At 68.3% G+C, this 16172-nt stretch carries 13 protein-coding genes; 6 read left to right on the top strand and 7 right to left on the bottom strand.

Annotated elements, in window-relative coordinates:
• Nucleotides 1–27: 27 nt before the first annotated feature.
• Genes PATSB16_RS17190 through PATSB16_RS17180 form a run of 3 tightly spaced genes read left to right on the top strand, consistent with a single transcriptional unit; the run spans nt 28 to nt 5061 of the window.
• Nucleotides 28–789: a 2-keto-4-pentenoate hydratase gene (locus PATSB16_RS17190; protein ID WP_047216694.1), complete on the top strand. Its 762-nt coding sequence runs from the start codon at nt 28–30 to the stop codon at nt 787–789.
• A gap of 50 nt (nt 790–839) precedes the next feature.
• A complete protein-coding gene (locus PATSB16_RS17185; protein ID WP_047215273.1) occupies nt 840–3899 on the top strand; it encodes an FAD-binding and (Fe-S)-binding domain-containing protein in 3060 nt (1019 codons plus the stop codon).
• A 31-nt stretch (nt 3900–3930) separates the two neighbouring features.
• Nucleotides 3931–5061, top strand: a complete 1131-nt coding sequence (locus PATSB16_RS17180; RefSeq protein WP_047215272.1) for a DSD1 family PLP-dependent enzyme — start codon at nt 3931–3933, stop codon at nt 5059–5061.
• 83 nt (nt 5062–5144) lie between these two features.
• Here the strand turns inward: PATSB16_RS17180 and PATSB16_RS17175 are convergent, their stop codons facing one another.
• Together PATSB16_RS17175 and PATSB16_RS17170 are read right to left on the bottom strand one after the other, a co-directional pair.
• A complete protein-coding gene (locus PATSB16_RS17175) occupies nt 5145–6341 on the bottom strand; it encodes a CaiB/BaiF CoA transferase family protein (protein ID WP_047215271.1) in 1197 nt (398 codons plus the stop codon).
• A 1-nt stretch (nt 6342) separates the two neighbouring features.
• Nucleotides 6343–7122 carry an enoyl-CoA hydratase/isomerase family protein gene (locus PATSB16_RS17170; RefSeq protein ID WP_083566827.1) on the bottom strand — a complete coding sequence of 260 codons (780 nt, stop codon included), beginning with the start codon at nt 7120–7122 and terminating at the stop codon, nt 6343–6345.
• A 205-nt stretch (nt 7123–7327) separates the two neighbouring features.
• Between PATSB16_RS17170 and PATSB16_RS17165 the strand changes: the two genes are divergently transcribed.
• Nucleotides 7328–8032, top strand: a complete 705-nt coding sequence (locus PATSB16_RS17165; protein WP_169834629.1) for a GntR family transcriptional regulator — start codon at nt 7328–7330, stop codon at nt 8030–8032.
• Nucleotides 8033–8103: 71 nt separating this feature from the next.
• Here PATSB16_RS17165 and PATSB16_RS17160 read toward each other — a convergent pair whose 3' ends face one another.
• The 4 genes from PATSB16_RS17160 to PATSB16_RS17145 form a co-directional block, all read right to left on the bottom strand.
• Nucleotides 8104–8613: a DUF1993 domain-containing protein gene (locus PATSB16_RS17160; RefSeq protein ID WP_047215268.1), complete on the bottom strand. Its 510-nt coding sequence runs from the start codon at nt 8611–8613 to the stop codon at nt 8104–8106.
• Nucleotides 8614–8763: 150 nt separating this feature from the next.
• Nucleotides 8764–9381, bottom strand: coding sequence for a DUF2239 family protein (locus tag PATSB16_RS17155; protein ID WP_047216693.1), 618 nt, complete (start codon nt 9379–9381; stop codon nt 8764–8766).
• A 106-nt stretch (nt 9382–9487) separates the two neighbouring features.
• On the bottom strand, nt 9488–10549 hold the full coding sequence (locus PATSB16_RS17150) for a DMT family transporter (protein ID WP_047215266.1): 1062 nt from the start codon (nt 10547–10549) through the stop codon (nt 9488–9490).
• 51 nt (nt 10550–10600) lie between these two features.
• A complete protein-coding gene (locus PATSB16_RS17145; protein ID WP_047215265.1) occupies nt 10601–12625 on the bottom strand; it encodes a bifunctional DedA family/phosphatase PAP2 family protein in 2025 nt (674 codons plus the stop codon).
• Nucleotides 12626–12699: 74 nt separating this feature from the next.
• On the opposite strand from PATSB16_RS17145, the gene PATSB16_RS17140 reads away from it, so the two are divergent.
• A complete protein-coding gene (locus tag PATSB16_RS17140) occupies nt 12700–13101 on the top strand; it encodes a DUF4087 domain-containing protein (RefSeq protein ID WP_047215264.1) in 402 nt (133 codons plus the stop codon).
• 96 nt (nt 13102–13197) lie between these two features.
• Here PATSB16_RS17140 and PATSB16_RS17135 read toward each other — a convergent pair whose 3' ends face one another.
• Nucleotides 13198–15027, bottom strand: coding sequence for a T6SS effector phospholipase Tle3 domain-containing protein (locus PATSB16_RS17135; RefSeq protein ID WP_156884794.1), 1830 nt, complete (start codon nt 15025–15027; stop codon nt 13198–13200).
• A gap of 224 nt (nt 15028–15251) precedes the next feature.
• Between PATSB16_RS17135 and PATSB16_RS17130 the strand changes: the two genes are divergently transcribed.
• Nucleotides 15252–16166 carry a LysR family transcriptional regulator gene (locus tag PATSB16_RS17130; protein WP_047215262.1) on the top strand — a complete coding sequence of 305 codons (915 nt, stop codon included), beginning with the start codon at nt 15252–15254 and terminating at the stop codon, nt 16164–16166.
• Nucleotides 16167–16172 lie beyond the last annotated feature (6 nt).

Genomic DNA, 16172 nt, shown 5'->3' with positions numbered 1-16172 from the left:
TTCCCGTTCCCTGTTGCAAGGATGTTCATGAGCACTCCCGAGATTCAAGCCCTGGCTGGCCAACTGGCCGCCGCCCATGCCGGCAGGTCGACGCTGGCCGAATTGCCGGCGGCCCTGGTGCCGGCCGACGAGGCGGCAGCCTATGCGGTGCAGCTTGCCACCCTGGCCGAGCGCGGTAGCGAGGCGGCCGGCTGGAAGGTCGGCAGCAAGTCGCACGATGGTCCGATCCAGGGCGCGCCGCTGCCGGCCGAGGGCGTATCGATGAGCCCGGCCACGGTCGAGCGCGGCGCTTTTGGCGTGCTCGGCCTGGAGCTCGAAATCGGCTTCGTGTTCGGCGAGGCTTTCGAGCCTGCGGCGCGCCCCTATAGCGACGACGCCGTGATGGCGGGCGTGCAGGGCATGGTCGCGACCATCGAGATCGTCTCCAGCCGCTTCGCCGACTGGCCGCGCACCGACAAGCTTGCGCAACTGGCCGACTTGCAGAACCACGGCGCGTTGATCGTCGGCGAGCCGGTGCCTTACCAGGCGGCGTTTCCGTTTTTGCGTCCGCCGATGCGCTTCTCGCTCGATGGCGCCGATCTGATTCAGGGCACCCCGGCCAATCCGGCCGGCGATCCCCGCCGCCTGCTGCCATGGCTGGTCAATCACTGGACCGGGCTGGGGCGGCGTGTCGCGCCCGGCATGGTGGCCACCGCCGGTTCGTACACCGGCATTTATTTCCCGGAACGTCCCGGCGTCTATGTCGGCGAGATCGCTGGTCTGCCGCCGGTCCGACTGACGATCGCCTGAGCTCTGCCCGATGGGCCAGGTGGCCCGGACATCCGATTGCCTGATTTGCCATGACGCAGAAATTCCCCGACTCGCTGGTCCAGCCGATTCACCTCGTGCCCTCGCGCGGCGCCGCCACGACGCCGCTGGCCGCGCGCCTGCGCCAGGCCCTGCGCGGCGACGTGCTGTTCGATGCCGGCGCACGCGGGCGCTATGCAACCGATGCGTCGATCTACCAGATCATGCCGCTGGGCGTGGTGGTGCCGCGCGACCAGGCCGACCTGCTGGCTGCGCTCGAGATCGCGCGCGAGCAGCGCGTGCCGGTGCTCGCGCGCGGCGCCGGCACCAGCCAGTGCGGCCAGACGGTCGGCGAGGCGCTGGTGATCGACAGCAGCAAATGGCTCAACCGGGTGATCGATTTCGATCCTGCCGCGCGCACCGTCACGGTCGAGCCGGGCATCGTGCTCGATCATCTGAATGCGTGGCTCAAGCCGCACGGCCTGTGGTTTCCGGTCGACGTCTCGACCGGCGCGCAGTGCACCATCGGCGGCATGGCCGGCAACAATTCGTGCGGCTCGCGCTCGATCGAATACGGCAATATGGTGCACAACGTGCTGGCCATCGATGCGGTGCTGGCCGACGGCACCCAGGCGCGCTTCGGCTCGCTGCGCGAGCCGCTGGTGGGGGCGCGCGTCAATGAAATTCTCGGCGGCCTGCGCCGCATTGCGATGCGCGAGCACGGCGAGATCGCCGAGCGCGTGCCCAAGGTGCTGCGCCGCGTAGCCGGCTACAACATCGACCTGTTCGATTGCCAGAACCCGCGCGCTTATACCGACGACGGTTTCGCCAATCTGTCGCACATTCTGGTCGGCGCCGAAGGCACGCTCGCCTATAGCCGCCAACTGACATTGAAGCTCGCGCCGCTGCCGCCCCACAAGGTGTTGGGCGTGGTCAATTTCCCGACCTTCTATCAGGCGATGGATGCGGCGCAGCACATCGTCGGGCTCGAGCCGGTCGCGGTGGAGCTGGTCGATCGCACGATGATCGACCTGTCGATGGGCAATCCGGCGTTTCGTCCGGTCATCGAAAAGGCATTGGTCGGGCAGCCCGAGGCGATTTTGCTGGTGGAGTTTGCCGGCGAGGACAAGGCTGCGCTGCTCGCGCGGCTGGGTGAGCTCGAGGAATTGATGGGTGAGCTGGGCCTGCCCGGCGCGGTGGTGCGCCTGCCCGAGGCGGCCGCGCAAAAGGCGCTGTGGGACGTGCGCAAGGCCGGGCTCAATATCATGATGAGCATGAAAGGCGACGGCAAGCCGGTATCGTTCATCGAAGACTGCGCGGTGCCGTTGCAGCATCTGGCCGAATACACGCGCCGCCTGACCGAGGTGTTTCATCGGCACGGCACCGAGGGCACCTGGTATGCGCACGCCAGTGTCGGCACGCTGCACGTGCGGCCGATTCTGGATATGCGGCGCGACGGCGCGCGCAAGATGCGCGCGATCGCCGAGCAGGCGGCCGAGCTGGTGCGCGAATACAAGGGCGCGTATTCGGGCGAGCACGGCGACGGCCTGTGCCGCGGCGAATGGGTGGCCTGGCAATATGGCCCGCGCATCAACGCGGCGTTCGGCGAGATCAAGGCGCTGTTCGACCCGGACAATCGCTTCAATCCCGACAAGATCGTCAACCCGCCAAGAATGGACGATCGCCGCAACTTCCGCTTCGCGCCCGGTTACGCTGTCGCGCCGCTCGGCGCCGCGCTCGATTGGTCGGCCTGGAACGTCGAGCGCGATGCGCAAAGCGGTGCGCAGAGTGCGCCGGGCACGGGAGCCGACGCCACGGGCGGTCTGGCCAGCGCGATCGAGATGTGCAACAACAATGGCCACTGCCGCAAGTTCGACGCCGGCACGATGTGCCCGAGCTACCGCGTCACCAAGGACGAACAGCACGTCACGCGAGGGCGCGCCAACACGCTGCGCCTGGCGATCTCCGGCCAGCTCGGCGAGGCCGGTCTGGCGCATCCGGAGGTCAAGGCGGCGCTCGATCTGTGCGTATCGTGCAAGGGCTGCAAGCGCGATTGCCCGACCGGTGTCGATATGGCCAGGGTCAAGATCGAGGCGCGCCACGCATGGAGCGCGCTGCACGGCATCACGCTGCGCGAGCGTCTGGTGGCCTTCATGCCGCGCTATGCGCCGCTGGCCAGCAGGATGCCGGGCCTCGCGGCGCTGGCCGACAATATCCCCGGCGTCTCGGCGTGGGCCAGGCGCCGGCTGGGCTTTGCCCCGGGCCGCTCGCTGCCGCGTTTCAAGCCCGCGTTCCTGGCGCGCGCGGCCGCACCGGCCGCCATTCGGGGCAACGGCCGCGAGGTGTTGCTGTTCGTCGATACCTTCAACAATTACCTTGAGCCTGAAAACGCCCGGGCCGCCGTGCGGGTCCTCGAGGCGGCCGGCTACGCCGTGCATTTGAACGCCAGACCGGGCCAGCGGCCGCTGTGCTGCGGGCGCACTTTTCTCTCGGCCGGACTGGTCGAGCAGGCTAAGCATGAAGCGCGCCGCGCGCTCGATGCGTTCAGGCCGTTCGTCGAGCGCGGCGTGCCGATCGTCGGTCTCGAGCCGTCGTGCCTGCTGACGTTGCGCGACGAGTTTCTCGCTTACGGCTATGGCGACGAGGCGCAACGACTTGCCGCGCATGCGTTCCTGTTCGAGGAGTTCCTGGTGCGCGAGGCGCGGGCGGAGCGCTTGCAACTGGCCCTGAAGCCGCTGGGCGTGACGCAGGCGCTGGTGCATGGGCATTGCCATCAAAAGGCGTTCGATGCACTCACGCCGGTGCAAACGGTATTAGGATGGATCCCCGGTCTCGAGGTGTCGACGATCGAGTCGTCGTGCTGCGGCATGGCCGGCAGTTTCGGTTACGAGGCGGAGCATCACGAGGCTTCGCAAGCGATGGCCGAACTGTCGCTGCTGCCGGCCGTGCGAGCCCGGCCCCAGGGCGCGCTGGTGGTCGCCGACGGCACCAGTTGCCGCCATCAGATCGTCGATGGCGCGCAAACCGAGGCCGTGCACGTCGCCCGCGTATTGGCCGATGCCCTGGCCGACGCGCTGGCCGATGCGCCGGACCGGAGCGGGCCGACCCGCTGACGCTTGACGTTTTTTGACGAGGAATCACGCTGTGTCACTGCAACTTCCGCCGATCGCCGCACCGGGCGATCGACTCGATCGGGTCGGCACGCCGGCGCTCCTGATCGATCTCGACGCATTCGAGCATAACCTCGCGCAGATGGCCGAATTTGCCGCCCGGCACAAGGTCGCATTGCGCCCGCACGCGAAGGCGCACAAGGCGCCGGCGATTGCCCATGCGCAATTGGCGCGGGGCGCCGCCGGCATCTGCTGCCAGAAACTGAGCGAGGCATATCCGTTTGCCGCTGCCGGCATCCAGAGCATTCACATCAGCAATGAATTCATCGGTGCCGACAAGGTGGCGATGGCGGTGGCGCTCGCCGGGCATGTTGCGTTGAGCGTATGCGCGGACGATGTGGCGCAGGTCGCGGCGTTGGGCGCGGCGGCTTCGCAGGCCGGCGTGTCGATCGCCGTGCTGCCCGAGGTCGATGTGGGGCAGGGGCGTTGCGGTGTCGACAGCGCCGATGCACTGAGTGCGCTGGTCGATGCGATCGCGCGCCATCGCGGGCTCTGCTTCGGCGGGCTGCAGGCCTACCACGGCGGCATCCAGCACCAGGACGACTGGGCCGGGCGACGCTCGGCGGCCGGGCGCGCGGCCGACGCCACCGCGGCCCACGTGCGGCATCTTGAGGCGCGCGGCGTGCGCTGCGGCGTGGTCACCGGCGGCGGCACCGGCACGGTCGAATTCGACGCCGCCAGCGGCGTCTATACGGAAATCCAGCCGGGCTCGTACGTCTTTATGGATCGCCACTATGGCTCGCTTGCATGGGAGGGCGAACTGCGGTGGCGGCACAGCCTGTTCATTGCCGCGACCATCATGAGCCAGGCCAGACCGGGCATGGCCGTGTGCGATGCCGGCCTGAAAAGCGTGGCGGTCGACTCCGGCCTGCCGCGCCTGTGGCCGGCCGAGCGTGCCGATCAGTTGCGCTACACGGCGGCCAACGATGAACATGGCATGCTGCAAGTGCTGGCTGGCGATGCGCACGGGCTGCTCGGCGAGCGCTTGCTGCTGGTGCCGGGCCATTGCGACCCGACTGCCAATCTGTACGACCAGTACGTCGGCTTTCGTGGCGAGCGGGTCGAATGCGTGTGGCCGATCGCCGCGCGCGGCCTGAGCCGTTGATTCGACCCGCTGCCGCCACCGGCGGCCGACCGGCGCGGCAGGCAGCGGTCGGCCGTGCCCGCTCCCGCATGCGCTGACCCGGCTCAGCGCGCCACGATCGCGCCTTCGTCGCGCAGCGCGGCGATCTCCGCCTCTGCAAAACCATACTCGGCGAGCACCTGCAGCGTGTGCTCGCCCAGCAGCGGCGCGGGGCCACGCACCTCGGCCGGCGTTGCCGAGAAGCGGATCGGCAGGCCGATGCTGCGGGTTGGCCCGGCCAGCGGATGCTCGGTCTGCACCACCATGCCGCGCGCGGCGATCTGCGGATGGGCCACCGCCTCGGATATCGGCAGCACCGGCCCCACGGGCATACCGGCCGCGTCGAGCCGCGCGACCCATGCATCGGTGGTGTCGCGTTCGAGGTAAGCGCTCAGCAGTTCGACCAGCGCGACGCGGTTGGCGGTGCGCAGCGCATTGGTCTGGAAGCGCGGATCGCGCGCGATCTCGGGCGCGTCGAGCACTTGCAGCAGGCGCTCGTAGTTGGCCTGATTGGCCGCGCCGATATTGATCCAGCCGTCCTTGGTGCGAAACGCCTGGTACGGCGTGCTGGTCGGGTTGGCCGAACCCATCTTGGGCGGGTTCTCGCCGCTGGCGAAGAAATTGGCCGCCGCCCAGTACATTTGCTGGAACGCCGCCTCGAGCAGCGACGTGTCGACCACCTGGCCCTGTCCGGTGCGCTGCCGGTGCGAGTACGCGGCGACGATGCCCAGCGCGGCGAGGATACCGGCGTTGATATCGGCAATCGGCGAGCCGGCCTTGATTGGCGCCTGCCCAGGGTCGCCGGTCATGCTCATCAGGCCCGCCAGCCCCTGCGCGATGAGGTCGAATCCGCCTTTGTCGGCGCACGGCCCGGTGCGCCCGTAGCCGGAGATCGAGCAGTAGATGAGCCCCGGGTTGTCTTCTTTGAGCGTCTGGTAGCCGAAGCCGAGCTTTTCCATCGTGCCAAGCCGGTAGTTCTCGGTGAGCGCGTCGGCCCCGGCGATCATGCGGCGCAGCACGCGCCGCCCGCCCTCGGTCTTGAGGTTCAGCGCGATGCCGCGCTTGTTGCGGTTGAGCATCATGAACGAGGCCGATTCGCCGTGTGCCATGAGCGGCGCGAAGCGGCGCGCGTCGTCGCCGTCGGGCACTTTCTCGACCTTGATCACGTCGGCGCCCATATCGGCGAGCATCATGCCGCACACCGGGCCCGACATGATGTGCGACAACTCGATCACTTTCATTCCCTGCAGCGGTCCTGCCATCTCAACGTCCTCCGAATTGCGGTGTCTGCTTGGCCAGGAAGGCGCGGTAGCCGATGCGGAAATCCTCGGTATCGAAACAGGCGAAGCCCTCGTCCAGGTCGGCGGCCGACAACGGCGCGCGCGCGGCCAACTGGCGCACGAATTTCTTGTGCCAGCGCGCCACCAGGGGTGCGCCCTGCGCGATGCGATCGGCGGCGGCCAGCGCCTCGTGCTCGACTTCGCCGTCGGCTACCACACGGCTGACCAGACCCTTTTGCAACGCCTCGGCCGCTCCGAACACACGCCCCTCGAGCAGAATTTCCAGCGCCACGGCCGGGCCGACAAGGCCCACCAGGGCGCTGAGTTCGGCGTGCGCCATGACGAGCCCCAGCTTGTTGATCGGCGCGCCGAAGCGGCTCGACTCGCCGCAAATGCGCACGTCGCAGGCGGCTGCGATTTCCATGCCGCCGCCCACGCAGATGCCGTGGATCATCGCCACCAGCGGCACCGGGCAGGTCGTCAGCGCGTCGAGCGTGCGATGCATCAGCGCGCCATACGCGCGCGCCTGCGCGGCGTTGGCACGATCGGTTTCGAACTCGGCGATGTCGTTGCCCGGCGCGAACGATTTCGTGCCGGCCCCGCGCAGCACGATGCAGCGCACCTCGGCGTCGGCCGACAGCGCAAGCACCGTGTCGCCGAGCGCTTGCCACATGGTCTTGGTCAGTGCGTTGAGCTTGTCGGGGCGGTTCAGGCTCACGACGGCGACGGGCCCGCGCCGCTCGGTCAGTACGGTCGAAGTCACGTTGTCTCCCGGGGGATTGGTGTTCTCATCGAGTAAACAAAATGGGATGCCAAAAAATAAAATAGCGAAAAATATGTCGGTAGTTTGCGTGCATCTGTAAAACGGGAATATATGACTTTATTGGCGAATTATCAAAGGATTTTTGATTGACGGGTCGTTCGATTGCATGCTAATTTGGTATCCCAATTTTGCAAAGGATCGTAACGTGGAGAACGCGCCGCTGAATGCCTCGGCCTACGAGGCGCTGAAAAGCCGCATCATCAGCGGCGAGCTGGCGCCCGGTGCGCCGCTCTCGGAGCGTGCCTTATGCGAAGCGCTGGGGGTGTCGCGCACGCCGTTGCGCGAGGCGCTCAAGTTGCTGGCCGGCGAAGGGCTGGTCGATATTTCGGCGACCCGGCGCGCCAGCGTGGCGCGCCTGACGCTCGAGGAGGCGGCCGATCTGCTGGCGGTGATGGCCGCGCTCGAAGGGCTCAGCGGCGAGCAGGCCTGCCGCAAGATCGACGACGACGATCTGGCCGAGCTCGAGCAGTTGCAGGCCCAGATGAGCGATGCGCACGCGCGGCAGGATCGCGCGGCGTATTTCGCGCTCAATCAGCAGATTCACCTGACGATTTTGCGCGTCGCTGGCAACCGCGCGCTGACCGAGTATTTCCACAACCTGAATGCGCGCCTGCGGCAGGTTCGCCAGCGGCTCAATCCGACGCCCGAGCGTTGGCAGCGGGCTGTCGACGAGCATGCGGAAATGCTCGAACTGCTGCGCCGGCGTGACGGCAAGCGCCTGCGCGTGCTGATGGAAAATCACCTGCTGGGCAAGACCGACGGCTACCTGGCAGCGATGCTCGATGGCGGTCTGGTCAGCGCCAGCACTGGGCGCCCCATGCCGCGCGCCAAGCGGCGCGTGGCGGCATAACGCAGGAACTTGAAAACGAGGCGGCGCAGGGGGGGCAGTCGCGCAGCGGCGCCCGGCCGCCGCGCCGCAGCTCAGGCGAGCTGGCCGAGGTAATCCATTTTGCCCAGCGGCACGCCGCTATGGCGCAGGATGCCGTAAGCGGTGCTCACATGGAAATAGAAATTGGGCAGTACGAAATTGAGCAGATAGAACTCGCCGGTGAAGGTGACCGGTTTGCCGCCGAGCTTGAGCGTGATGTCTTTTTTCTCGGTGCCGTCGATCTGGCCGGCCTCGAAGCTCTCCAGATAATCGATGGTTTTCTGCAGGCGCGCCGCGAGTTCCGCGAAAGTCGTTTCGGTGTCGTCGTACTTCGGCGGCTCGACGCCGGCCAGGCGCGCGGCGCAGCCTTTGGCGGTGTCGGTGACGATCTGCACCTGGCGCGCCAGCGCGAACATGTCGGGATACAGCCGGCTGCCCATCAGCACCGCCGGATCGATCTTTTTCTCTTCCGCATGCGCGGCCGCCTTGGCGAGGATCGCATCGAGATTGCGCATCATGCGCGTCATCACGGGTAGGGATGCTTGATACATCGAAAGGGTCATAGGGGGCTCCAGGTCAAGCGTGACAAAGACATAGGCAAGATATGCGACGCGCCCGGCGGCGCGTCGCCCGGGCCAATTATGTCACCGGCTGGCGAAGGCCGCTGGCGGCCCCCTCGACCCCTTCGACTTCTTCGATCCCTTCGCCCCCGCCTACGGCTGCGGTGGGACCAGCGCCGGATCGTCGCGCTCGAACGCGAGCCGGGCAGCGTACTCGCGCACGTCCTCGGGCCAGCCGGCCACCAGCGTCCCGAAGCGCGGCCGGTCGTCGGCGAACAGCGCGCGGACCGCTTCCTCGAAGTGCGGCAGGTCGCCGGCCATCGCCGACATGAAGTGATAGGCGCGCTCGTGCGCCGCACGGCGCCGGTCCTGTTCGCCAAGAGCATGCCGCGCCTGGTCGACCAGTCTGCGCAAGGCGACCGATGCGCCGCCGGGCTGAGCCGCCAGCCAGTCCCAGTGGCGTGGCAGCAGCGTGACTTCGCGAGCCACTACGCCCAGCCGGGGCCGCCCGCGGCCGCGCGGCCCGGCGGCGGATGCGGGGTCGTCGCCAGCCGCGTGGCGCGCCGCGACTTCCGCGTCGGTGCCGCGCGTATCGATGTCGGTCACCCGCCCGGTGCGGTCGTCGTAGACCAGCACCGGCCCGCTCGCGCCCTGTGCGAGCGCGTGCTTGAACGCCAGTGCGGCGGTCGCCAGCGAGCCGGCGGCAATGCGGCGCGGGCCGTCGAAAACGGTGTAGCGGTTGACGGTGGCTGGGTTGGATGTGTTCGTCATCATGGCAGTCCGAAGATGGAATGGCCAGAATATTATCCGGATATTAATCGGTCGTCAATAACACCCGGATTTAATTTGACGGCTTGGCAGGCGGGTGTTGCGGCGCTCAATGCCGATGACGATGGTGAATGTCCGGAAAATGCGGGTGGGAGTGCGTGACGACCTCATGCCGGTGGGGGTGCGTGTGGGGTTCGTTGCCATCCCACGGAAAGTCGTGCGTGTGCTGATGGTGCGCGTCGTGACGATGACTGTGGGTATGCTCGAGCGCTGCGTGCGTATGCTCGTGCTCGTGCCGCTCGCGCAGATGAAGCCATACACCCAGCGCCATCAGCGCGGTGGCCACCCAGAACAGCGGCGTGGGCAGTGCCGGCCAGAGCGCCAGCGCGAGCGTTACGCCGAACAGCGGCGCGACCGAAAAATAGGCGCCGGTGCGCGCCGTGCCGAGATGGCGCAGCGCCACCACGAACAGCACCAGGCTCACGCCGTAGCCGGCGAAGCCGGTGAGCATGGCCGCCGCCGCGCTGGCCAGGCCCGGCAGGCGCGCGCCCAGCGCCAGCGCCAGGCCGAAGTTGACCGCGCCGGCCACCAGCCCCTTGATGCAGGCGATCGTCATGGCATCGTTGGCCGAGACCTTGCGCGTGAGGTTGTTGTCGATCGCCCAGCACAGGCAGGCGCCGGCGATCAGCAAGGCGCCGGGCGAGACACCCGTGGCACCGGGCTGCCAGGACAGCGCCACGCCGCCGGCGACGATCGCGGCCATGCCGAGCGCGACCTGGGTGTCGACGTTCTCGCGAAAGACCACCCAGGCGATGAGTGCCGTAAAAACGCTTTCGAGATTGAGCAGCAAGGCGCTGGTGGCCGCCGGCGTGGTGCTCAGGCCGAGCATCAGCAGCGCCGGCCCGGCGACGCCGCCGGCGGCGATCGCGCCGGCCAGCCACGGAATGTCGGCGCGCGGAATCCGGTTCGAGTCGGCCGGCGCGTCGGTGCCGCGGCGCCAATGCCGCACGCCGATCAGCGCCGCCAGGCCCAGGCCGCTGCCGAGATAGAACAGGCCGGCGACCATCACCGGCGCCAGCGTGCCGAGCAGCGCCTTGGCCAGCGGCGTGGTGGCGCCGAACAGCGCGGCGGCAAGGAGTGCCGTGAAGGCGGCATTCAGGCGGGTGGGCATGATCTCTCTCATTGGTACAGGTCGCGAAGTCGCTGTGGTGCGGGCCGAATCTTACTTATTTTGCGCCGGTTTGTGCGCCGGCGTACTCTCCAGCAGCAACGGCATGCCCGTCGTGGGAGGCGCCGGTGCGTCCAGCAGGGCAGCCAGCGACCGCCCCGCGGGCGACGCCTGGCGATCGATGCGCACGATATTGACGAGCCGCAGCGTGTGCGACACCGATTCGTGTGCGACCGAGCCGAGCCAGAGCGGCTGGGCCGGCGCGCTGGCGCTCTCGCTCACGCGATAGCGGGTGGGCCATAAGCGCAACACCAGGCGCGTATCCGGCGTGTCGCCGGCATGAATCAGTTGCAGTGCGGGCGGCGTGCCGTCGTTCAGTTTGGGCAGCACCGGCAACTGCATCACCGGCGTGTGGGGCGCGAGCAGCAACAGCAGCCGGCTTGCCGAGAGCGGCGCGGCGGCGCGCCAGCCGTGCGCCTGCAAGTGCTGGTCGATGCGCTCGAGCGGGCCGGCCCATTGCATGCCGAAGGCCTCCTGCCGATCGCCTTCCAGATCGGATCGATGGGTGGGCAATTGCCGCCAGCCGGCTTCTCGCCACTGCCGTGCGCCTATCGACGTGACGGGGCTGGCAGCCGGATAGGGCGGTGGCGCGCCGGCCTGGCCGATGTGCCATTGCAGGCCGACACTGACCAGCAGCACGGCCGCCGTCAGCGACGCTACCTCGCGCACGCGCAACGCGGCGACGCGGTGGTATGCGTACACGAGCGATACCACGGCGACCCAGGCAACGCCCAGCGCGATGCCGCCAATTGCATCGGAGAGCCAGTTGCGGCCCAGGTAAAGATCGGCCAGCGCGACGAGCAATACCAGCGCTGTCGCCGCGCCGGTAATCACGGCACGCCAGCCGTCGCGCGCGCGTTCGCCGGTGGAGCGCGCCAGCAGGAACGCGAGGAACCCGAACACCACCGCGCTGCTGGTGACGTGCGCGCTTGGAAACGAGAACAGCGCGCTGCCGGCCGCTGGCGGCGGGTGCCGTGCCACCGCCGACCCGATGATCAGGATCAGCGGTTGCGAGAAGGCTGCCGTCGCGAGCCAGTAGCCGAGCGTGCGCCAATGACGCCGCCACGCGAGCCACGCTGCCACGGCCAGCACCACGGCCAGCAGCGTCGGCAGGCTGCCGAGCGTCGCGATGGCGACCATTGCCTGGCCGCCCCACGGCGTGTGCAGGGTGCGCAGGAAGCGGTAGACCGTGCTGTCGACGCTCACCAGCGGATCGTGCGCCAGCACGTCCTGCAGCACACCGAGAAAAACCCAGCCGCCGGCCAGCAAAAGCAGCGACATCAGCAGCAGCGCACCGGCTGCCGGCTGGTTGGCATCGAGCAGCCGCAGCGCGAAGCGGTTGGCGCGGCTGTCGGCGCGGCGCGCCCAGGCCAGCAGCCGGTCGCCCCACGCCGACAGCCGCGGCACGCCGTGTGCGACGGCCAGCCGCACCAGTTGCACGCCAGCCCACAGCACGGTGGCGAACAGCAGCAGGATGATCGCCAGGCGGAACGTGACGGCGCCGGCCAGCTGCAGCGAAGCCCCGAACACCAGCCCCGGCAGCATGTGGGCCGGCGCCCAGGCCAGCGCCGAGAGCACGTTGATCAAATAAAAGCGGCCGGGCGGCATATCGAGCATGCCGGCCACCACCGGCACGACCGCCCGTACCGGCCCGACGAAGCGGGCCAGCAGTACGCTCTTGCCGCCGTGCCTGGCGAAGAACGACTGGCCCTGTTCGAGCATGTCGGGATGCCGGCGAAATGGCCCCAGTGCCGTGATTTGCGTTTTGTAGCGGCGGCCGATCCAGAAACTCGCGCCATCGCCCAGCACTGCGCCGGCCACCGCCCAGGCGAGCGTAGGCCAGAGCCCCAGCGCGCCGGCGCCGACCAGGGCGCCGGCAAGGAACAGCGTGGTGCTGCCGGGGATGAAGGTACCGATGAACGCTACCGACTCCAGCAGCGAAGCGAGAAACACCACCGCTTCGGCCCAGTGCGGATGACCGGCCAGCCCATGCAGGAAATGCAGGTAAAAATGCTCCATGGGCCCTATGGTGCCTGAAATCGGTACGCCGGCGGTATGATGCCGGATCCTCTCGACACGCGAACGCGCCGATCATGACGACGTTGAAATTATCGCGCCGCGGCATGGCAAGCCTGGCGCTCGCCGCCTGCCTGGGCGTCGCCCTGCCGTGCGGCGTCGTGCGCCCTGCCGAGGCCGCGCAGACTCGCTGCGGCTGGCTCGACAACCCCACGCCCGGCAATTGGTGGCTCGACGACCGCGACGGCTCCTGGACCATCGGCACGATGGGCGGCCCGCAGGCGCAAGGCATCGACCGCATTCCGGATGCGAGCGACGCCCAGTTCGTTGCGACCAATGGGCCGCACGGCTACAGCTGCGCGTGCCTGAAGGTGGTGGTCGACAAAAAGGATATGCGGGTCGTGAGAATTCTGTCGGCGCGGCAACTGCCGCTGGCAACCTGCCGCGCCGACACCAGGTTGCCGAAGCCGCCGCAGTAGTTGCGAATGGTTAGCGCGGCGCCGGAGCCAGACAAGTTGGCAGGCCGAAGCGATACTCGCCTCGGTGCTGGCGCGGCCGCTTTCACACCCTACGCCTCACACCCCACGCCAAAGCAGTTTCTCCGCATCGGCCCGGTTGATTGCCTCGCTGACGGTTTCTCGGTCGATCTGCGGCGGCATGGGCGGCACGTGCAGCTCGCCGTGCGCGTAGTAGGGGTCGCGGCCGCTGGTCCAGTCGGCCTCGTGTATCAACTCGTGCCAGAACTCGGTGGTGTGGCTGTCACAAAAGCCGATCGGCAGATCGCAGGCCACCACGCGTCGCATGAATTCGGCGTGCGCCGGCAAGGTGCTGTGGTTGGTGGGCGTGGTGACATGCGTCGCGATGCGATGGCGAAGTTCCTGCGCGGTTTCCAGTTCGACGCGCTGGCCGGTCTCGCGGTGAACGTCGTCGCGCACCATCATCCGTTGCGGCCGGTACAGCGCGGCCAGGTAGGGGTACTCGGAATACAGGTAGGCATGGCGGCGCTCGGGGTGCCGGGCGCCCCACATCGATTGGGTACTGGGGGCGGCATCGAAATAAACCAACTTGCTTTGTGTGCCTTGCGCGGTGATGACCGCGCTGGTTACCGACGCGGCCATCTCGTCGGCCGTGAGCGGATGCGGCACCGGCTCGGCATTGATGGTGACCCGCCTGCTCGCCGGCGGCGCGAGCCACAGGTCGGTGCCCAGTACCCGCTGGTTGCCGTTCCAGAAGTCGCCCGGCGCTACACCGTGTTCCGGATCGGGGATCGGCGGCAGCGTGCCGAACGGCTTGACGCCGGGCGCATCGCCGCATGGCGTGCCACGCGCCAGTATGCGCTGCCTGACGGTATCCCCCAACTCGGCCAGCAGCGCGTCTGGGAGCCCCTGCCAGCCGATGCCTTGTATCGGCCGGGCGCCGATCACGCGGTCATGCGGATTGAAGTACACATGGAGCCGCCCGTGATTGTCGCGCTCGGGCTGGCCAGGACGGCAGGGCCAGCCGGCCTTGCCGTCGCCGCTGACCCGCAGTTGCGCCAGTTGCATGGCGGTGAACTCGCGCCGATCCTGCCGGATACGTGCGGCAATGGCCTGGAAAGTGCGCACGCGCGCGCCCTCGGTGGGCCGTGCGTTGCCGCAGGTCAGGTAGTCGGTGAGTTTATCGTCCAGCGCGTAGGGAGAATTCATCAGGAATACCGCGTCGGGCGCGCGCCGCCGGCATAGCGCGACAGCGGCCAGCGCGAGCAGCGTGCCCTGGCTGTGCGAGACGATCGAGACGGTGTCGCGCGGCGCGGTGTCGCGAATTTTGTCGATCAGGCCGGCCAGGCGCTGCGCGGCGTGGGCGAAGTAGGTGCGCGGCGGCGCGTCGTGCAGTTCGCGCTCCCATTCCGGGTTGAAGCGCTGCAGGTCGATGCCGAGCAGACGGCGGCGAAAGCCGGCGTCGCTCCACAGTTGTTGCAGATTGTTGGTGCCGTTCTGGAATGGTCCCCCGCCCCAGAACCAGGGGCCCGCCCCGATGTCGCCGCCGGGCCGCCAGAAATTGGCGCCGTGCGCGTCGCGCAGCGGCACGCGGTACGCCTGCTCGCCGCCCGAGGGTGCCCGGTAGCCCCAGTAGAAGCGGACCACCGGCGAGCGGCCGGCGCGTTTGAGGCGGCGCGGCCGGTATTGCCCGGTGACGGGGTCGGCGCCCACGTACCGGTTGGGGGTGAGGTCGTCGCGCCGCAGGCGCTGGTTGAGTCCCTGGCAGAGCGCGGCTTCGGCGGCGTCGTACCATTCGCCTTCCGAATTGACGCCGTGCACGAAGATAACGATGCCCGGCAGATGGGGCAGGCTCGGCGGCGCGGTGCCGGCGGTGTTTGCCGCGTCAGCACGCCGGGGGCAAGTCGATGAATGGTTTGCGTCAGTCATGCCGTTTTTTTTCAGTGCGAGATGGGTGGCGGTGGCGCGCCGAATGCAACGCCGTGAGGGGACCGTAGCCGAAGCGGCGCGCCGCGGTCTTTGAGATGAATCGGATTCTGGTGTTGGGGTAACCCTCTGTGTGTCGGCGGCCGCGCCGCACGTGCCCGATCCAAGGTGGGCGCCACGGTGGTAAGGTGTCGTTTCGTCAACCACGCCCGGTCCGCGTGCCTCTCATGGTCAACCCCTCCCACTTCGATTTGCAGTCGCTGCGTGTTTTTCTGATGGCCGCCGAACTCGGCAGCCTGACCAAGGCAGCCGAGCGCGCCGCGATGACGCTCTCGGCGGTGAGCAAGCGCATTGCCGAGCTTGAGAAAACCGTCGATTGCGCGCTGTTCGTGCGCCGGCCCCGCGGCCTCGATCTGACGCCGGCCGGGCGCGGGCTGGCCGAGCATGCGCGCCAGATTCTCGATCAGGTCAACCGGATGGCCAGCGAAATCGGCGATTACGCGGTGGGCGTGCGCGGCCATGTGCGCCTGTGGGTGACGCCCTCGGCGGTGATTCAATTTTTGCCGGCCGATCTGTCGGCGTTCCTGGCGGCCAATCCCGGCGTGCGAATCGGCCTGGAGGAACGCATGAGCGCCGAGATCGTCGATGCGGTGGCGGCGGGGCGCGCCGATATCGGCATCTTCGCCGAGAACATCCCGGCGCCGCTGCTCGACAAGGTGCGCTATCGCCAGGACAAGCTGGTGGTGCTGGTGCCACCGCATCATCCGCTGGCGCGGCGCCGCAGAATCGCCTTTGCCGACACACTCAAGTACGACTACGTCGGCCTGAACCAGGGCAGCTCGCTGCTCGCGCGCATGGTCGACGAAGCCGCGACGGCCGAGCGGGCGCTGCGCCTGACGGTGCAAGTCAGCAGCTTCGACGGCATCTGCCGCATGATCGAGGCGGGCCTGGGTATCGGCATCCTGCCCGAAGCGGCGGTGCGCGCCGAGATCCTCGGCGCCGGGCTGCACGCGGTGGAGCTGACCGATGCGTGGGCGCATCGCACCCTGTGGGTCGGCGTCAAGGCCGGCGTGCCGCTCGCGCCGGAGGCGGCCAAGCTGTATGCGTTTTTGCAGGCGTCGGCGCCCGGCGCCGCGGCCTGATCCGGC

It is taken from the genome of Pandoraea thiooxydans, assembly GCF_001931675.1.
Taxonomy (GTDB): domain Bacteria; phylum Pseudomonadota; class Gammaproteobacteria; order Burkholderiales; family Burkholderiaceae; genus Pandoraea; species Pandoraea thiooxydans.
The sequence above is the reverse complement of the archived record's forward strand: the minus strand, read 5'-3'. Positions and strand labels throughout refer to the sequence as shown.